Here is a 5,377-nt window from a genome sequence, read left to right as displayed (position 1 = left end):
GGTGGTGCAGGAGGCACCGTTACGCTCGATCCTGGGCGGCCCCCCATCCCCAAACCCGACCCGCAAGGGCTGCCGAATTCACACATCTGCGCGCAGCGGAACCGGACAGGTCGCTCGAAGCGCGACGTTCTCCCTCTCCCGTGCGGGAGAGGGTTGGGGTGAGGGTCCCAGGTCTTTCCGGAAAGGTCGCATCCCTCACCCTGTCCCTCTCCCGCACGAGAGAGGGGACCCGCGCCTCGTCACCCATCCTCGCGAGGCGGGTGTAAACAGTCGCTTGCGGAGGGGTAGAGCCGGAGGTGGGGTTGAGACGGAACCGTTGCACCTCATCCGGCACCACCCCCACCCCTGACCCCTCCCCGCAAGGGGGAGGGGAAACGCGCTCCGGAACAGAGCCTTACATAAAATAGGCCTCAGGCCGCCTCGAGCAGCCGCCGGGCGATCACCTGGGCCTGGATCTCGGCGGCGCCCTCGAAGATCGAGAGGATGCGGGCGTCGCACAGGATGCGGCTGACGGTGTATTCCAGGGCGAAGCCGTTGCCGCCGTGGATCTGGAGGGCGTTGTCGGCCGCGGCCCAGGCCACGCGGGCGCCCAGCAGCTTGGCCATGCCGGCCTCCAGGTCGCAGCGCTTGCCCTCGTCCTTCTCGCGGGCGGAGAAGTAGGTAAGCTGGCGGGCGATGTTGATCTCCACCGCCATCATCGCGATCTTGTCGGCCACCCGCGGGAAGTTGATCAGCGCCTTGCCGAACTGCTGGCGCTCCTCGGCGTAGCGCAGGCCCACGTCGAGGGCCGATTGCGCCACGCCGATGGCGCGGGCCGCGGTCTGGATGCGGGCCGATTCGAAGGTCTGCATGAGCTGGGCGAAGCCCTTGCCCTCGACCTCGCCGAGCAGGTTGCCACCCGGCACCGAGAAGTCCTCGAAGGCCAGCTCGTATTCCTTCATGCCGCGGTAGCCCAGGACCTCGATCTCGCCGCCCGACAGGCCGGCGACCGGGAACGGGTCCTCGTCCGAGCCGCGGGGCTTCTCGGCGATCAGCATCGAGAGGCCGCGGTGGCCCTTCTCCTCGGGCTTCGTGCGGACCAGCACTGTCATGATGTCGGCGCGCACGGGGTGGGTGATCCAGGTCTTGTTGCCGGAGATCTTCCACACGTCCCCGTCCCGCACCGCCTTGGTGCGGAGCGAGGCGAGGTCGGAGCCGGTGTTCGGCTCGGTGAAGACGGCCGTGGGCAGGATGTCGCCCGAGGCGAGGCCCGGCAGGAAGCGCTGCTTCTGCTCCTCGGTGCCGCCGCCCAGGATCAGCTCGGCGGCGATCTCGGTGCGGGTGCCCAGCGACCCGACGCCGATATAGGCCCGCGACAGCTCCTCCGAGACCACGCACATCGAGATCTTGGGCAGGCCCATGCCGCCGTATTCCTCGGGGATGGTCAGCCCGAAGACGCCGAGTTCGGCCATCTTCGTCACGATCTCCATGGGGATGTAGGCGTTGTCCAGGTGCCACTGGTGGGCCTGCTGCACCACCTCGGCCTGGCCGAAGCGGCGCATCTCGGAGCGGATCGCCTCCATGTCCTCGTCGAGGCCCGTGGCGCCGATGGTGGCCGAGCCGCCGCCCTCGCGGATCTTGGCGACCAGGGCCGCGCGGTTGGCCGCCGTGTTGCCGTCGTGGATCGCCGCCTCGACGGCGTCGGTGCGGTACTGCAGCAGTTCCTTGCCGGTGAGGCCGAGGGAGCCGGTGGGGCGCACCATCTCACCCTGGCTCATGGGGATGCCGCCGAACATCTGGTCGAGGTACTCGCCCACGCCGATCTTCACGAGCAGGGTCTCGGTCTCCCCGAGCCGGCCCTCGGCCTGGAGCCGTTCGGCATAGGTGCCGAGTTCGCGCACGGCCTCGCCGTAGGTGGCCAGCCACGCCAGCCCGTGGGCGGCATGCTGCTCGGTTTCGAGCTTGGCCGGATCGACCTTGCCGTCGGAGCCGAGCACCCTGGTGCGCACCCGGCGCGTCGCCTCGGCGACCAACTTCTTGGCGGATTCGCCGGCCTGCCGGGTCAGGGAGACGACGTCCTGCGGCTCGGACTGGATGGCGGGGGAAGCGGACATGGCTGACACTCGCATCTTCGAAAGGCTGTTGGCCCTTACTTATAGTGCGCCGCGTCACGGTCGAAGGAAATTTCCCTGCTGGCCGCCTCGAACTAAAGTTGAACCGCGCCTCATGCGAAATCCGTCCGCTCGCTTCGCGACGCGGATTTCGGCTTCGCCCAGGCGCCGCGCGGGCTTGGCGAGACCGTCCCCGCTTCGATCGGGCGCAGACGGTCTCAGCCGCGGCTCGCCACCGCGACGCCGAGGGCGGCCACGATCATGCCGACCACCTGCACCGGGCTCAGCACCTCCCCGAACAGGGCGTAGGCCATCACGGCCGAGACCGGCGGCACCAGGAAGAACAGGGAGGCGACGCCCGCCACCGCGCCGCGCCGGATCAGCACCAGCAGCAGCAGGATGCCGGCCACCGAGTTGATCAAAACCGACCAGGCGAGCCCGAGCCAAAGCGGCAGCGAACTCTCCACCCGCATCGCCCCGAAGGCGAGCGCCAGGGGGAGCGCCAGCCCGATGGCGCCGACGAACTGGATCGTGGCGTTGGCGAGCAGGTCGGCATCGGCCCCCGTGCGCTTCTGCCAGAGGGTGCCCAGCGTCATCGCCACCATGGCGCCGAAGCCCGCGGCCAGGGCCGGCAGGGGGATGCCTGCGGCGCCGGCCGCACCGATCTTCGGTGCCAGGACGAGGCCGGCGCCGAGAAAGCCCAAGCCGATGCCGAGCCAGCGCCGCCGGCTCACGAACTCGCCCAGCAGCGGGCGGGCCAGCATCGCGGTCAGCAGCGGCTGGAGGCTGCCGACCAGGGCCGCGATCCCCGCGGGCAGGCCGTTGCGCACGGCCCAGAACACGCCCACCACGTAGCAGCCCTGCATCAGCACGCCCGCCACCAGGGCGTCGCGCCAGCCCGCCCCCGTCCGCGGCCAGCGGGCGCCCGTCGCGAAGGCGATGGCGACGAGCACCAGGGCCACGCCGACGACACGGAGCGCCACGAAGGTCAGGGGCTCGGCGTAGGGCGCCACGTAGCGCGCGGTGATGAAGCCCGTCGCCCAGATCAGGACGAACAGGACGGGGACGAGGGATCTGGCGAGGGTGGCGTCGCGCGGGGCGGTCGGCATGGCCGGGTGCAGGCACCATGGGCGCGCCCGCTTGGCAACCGGCATTCCGGGGGCCGGGCCGCCTTGCCGGGCGGCGTTGCCGGAAGGCTTCACCTATGGGGCGAACCGTGGCACGTCCGCCGCGCGGCGTTGACGCGCACGGCGCCCCCGGCACGTATCCGGATCGGACAGGGCGCGGCCCGTCGCCGAGGGACATGCAGGCAGGGACATGCAGGCTTCGTGAAACGCGTCCGTACCTTCCTCGGGATCGCCGGGCTCGCGGCGCAGCGCTTCGTCGCCCATGACGGCTGGGCGATCGCGAGCCACATCGCGCTCTCGATCCTCACCTCCCTGTTCCCGTTCCTGATCCTGCTCGCGGCGCTGGCGGGCCTGTTCGGCACCAAGTCGCTGGCCGACGAGGCCGGCGTGCTGATCTTCGACGCCTGGCCGCGCGAGATCGCCAAGCCCATCGTCGGCGAGGTGCACCGGGTGCTGACCGAGCAGCGCGGCGGCGTGCTGACCCTGGGCGCGGTGCTCGCCCTCTACTTCTCCTCCTCGGGCGTCGAGAGCCTGCGGGTCGGCCTCAACCGGGCCTACGGCCTGCGCGAGATGCGGCCCTGGTGGCTGACCCGGCTCGAATCGATCGGCTACGTCGTCTGCGGGGCCTTCGCCATGCTGGCCTTCGCGCTGCTGGTGGTGCTCGGCCCGCTGATCTGGCGCAACGTCGTCCTCGTGGCGCCGGGGCTGGAGCCCCTGGGGCTCACCGTGGCGATCGGCCGGATCGGCGTCACCGCCCTGCTGCTGGCGATGGTGCTGGTCATCGCCCACAAGTTCGTGGCGGCCGGGCGGCGCCCGTTCCTGGCCGTGCTGCCCGGCGTGTTCATCACCCTGCTGCTGTGGTTCTTCGCCGGCCTCGGCTTCGGCTTCTACCTCGACCGCTTCTCGAACGCCTACGCCTCCACCTACGGGGGGCTCGCCACGGCGATGGTCTTCCTGGTGTTCCTGTACTGGCTGGCGGCGATGTTCCTGTTCGGCGGCGAGATCAACGGCACGGTGATCGCCGCCCGCCGGATGCGGCTCAAGGCCCGGATGCAGGCCCGGCGGGTGGGGGCGGCCGTGGCGTGAGCGCGGCCGGGAACCGGATGCCCCGGCGGCGGCTTGATTTGAGACTCCATGCGATCCCCACCTCGTCCGGCCCGTCTCCCCTGGAGGCGGGCCGTTCTTTATGAAGGCCCGCGCGTCGGTCGGGCCCGTAGGGAGGACGAGGCGATGGAGCACCTGAGCGTCCGGGCGAACGGCGCCGACCTGCACGTGGCGCGCACCGGCACGGGCAGCCCGATCCTGCTGCTGCACGGCTGGCCGGAATTCTGGCTGACCTGGGAGCCGGTGATGACGCGGCTTGCCGACCGGCACACCCTGATCGCCCCGGACCTGCGCGGCTTCGGCGACAGCGACAAGCCGGCGGGCGAGTTCGGCGCGGGCGATCACGCCGCCGACATGGTGGCGCTCCTCGACGCCCTCGGCCTCGAACGGGTGGGAATCGTCGGGCACGACGTCGGCGGCGCGGTGATGCAGCCGCTGGCCCGGACCGCGCCGGAGCGGATCGCCGGGATGGTGCTGTTCGACTTCGTCTATCCCGGCATCGGCCCGCGCATGGGCACGCCCGACCGGCTCAAGGAGATCTGGTACCAGTCCTTCCACCAGATGGAGATGGCCCCGGCCCTGGTCGGCGCGAACCGCGCGGCGTGCGAGGCCTATATCGGCCATTTCCTGCGGCACTGGGCGCACCGCAAGGACGCCTTCGACGCGGTGCTGGCGGCCTTCGTGGACAACTTCCTCAAGCCCGGCAACCTCGCGGGGGGCTTTGCCCACTACAAGGCCTCCGCCGCCTCCCGGATCGCGATGATGAAGGGCGAGGCCCCGGCCCTGCCGCCGATCACGGTGCCGACCTGCATCCGCTGGGCCGAGCACGACCCGCTGTTCCCCTATGCGTGGACGGACCGGCTCGGCGAGACCTTTTCGGACCTCGACCTCGCGCCGTTCCCGGGCGTCGGCCACTTCCCCCACCGGGAGGACCCGGACCGCGCGGCCGCGGAGATCGCGGGGTTCTTCGCGCGGATCGGGTGGATGTGACTCAGGTCAGCGCGACTTCCGATACGCGCCAGGGACAAGACGCGGGTTCCCTCTCCCGTGCGGGAG

The 5,377-nt window shown here is 70.9% G+C and carries 4 protein-coding genes; 2 read left to right on the top strand and 2 right to left on the bottom strand.

Annotated elements, in window-relative coordinates:
• Nucleotides 1-410: 410 nt before the first annotated feature.
• On the bottom strand, nt 411-2,093 hold the full coding sequence (locus COGEMETH_RS23465) for an acyl-CoA dehydrogenase family protein (protein WP_238185092.1): 1,683 nt from the start codon (nt 2,091-2,093) through the stop codon (nt 411-413).
• Between the two features lie 215 nt (nt 2,094-2,308).
• Entirely contained in the window at nt 2,309-3,199 is an 891-nt protein-coding gene (locus COGEMETH_RS23460; protein WP_238185093.1) for a DMT family transporter, read from the bottom strand.
• 219 nt (nt 3,200-3,418) lie between these two features.
• Between COGEMETH_RS23460 and COGEMETH_RS23455 the strand changes: the two genes are divergently transcribed.
• Both COGEMETH_RS23455 and COGEMETH_RS23450 read left to right on the top strand, forming a co-directional pair.
• Nucleotides 3,419-4,303 (top strand): YihY/virulence factor BrkB family protein, encoded by an 885-nt coding sequence (locus tag COGEMETH_RS23455; RefSeq protein WP_238185091.1) that lies wholly within the window; start codon nt 3,419-3,421, stop codon nt 4,301-4,303.
• A 144-nt stretch (nt 4,304-4,447) separates the two neighbouring features.
• Nucleotides 4,448-5,311 carry an alpha/beta fold hydrolase gene (locus COGEMETH_RS23450; protein ID WP_238185090.1) on the top strand — a complete coding sequence of 288 codons (864 nt, stop codon included), beginning with the start codon at nt 4,448-4,450 and terminating at the stop codon, nt 5,309-5,311.
• Nucleotides 5,312-5,377 lie beyond the last annotated feature (66 nt).

It is taken from the genome of Methylobacterium trifolii (assembly GCF_022179685.1).
Classification (GTDB): domain Bacteria; phylum Pseudomonadota; class Alphaproteobacteria; order Rhizobiales; family Beijerinckiaceae; genus Methylobacterium; species Methylobacterium trifolii.
The sequence above is the reverse complement of the archived record's forward strand: the minus strand, read 5'-3'. Positions and strand labels throughout refer to the sequence as shown.

What these genes read in the sequence shown, in the direction of transcription:
- COGEMETH_RS23465 (WP_238185092.1), bottom strand. Translation starts at nt 2,093, where the DNA reads ATGTCCGCTTCCCCCGCCATCCAGTCCGAGCCGCAGGACGTCGTCTCC.
- COGEMETH_RS23460 (WP_238185093.1), bottom strand. Translation starts at nt 3,199, where the DNA reads ATGCCGACCGCCCCGCGCGACGCCACCCTCGCCAGATCCCTCGTCCCC.
- COGEMETH_RS23450 (WP_238185090.1), top strand. Translation starts at nt 4,448, where the DNA reads ATGGAGCACCTGAGCGTCCGGGCGAACGGCGCCGACCTGCACGTGGCG.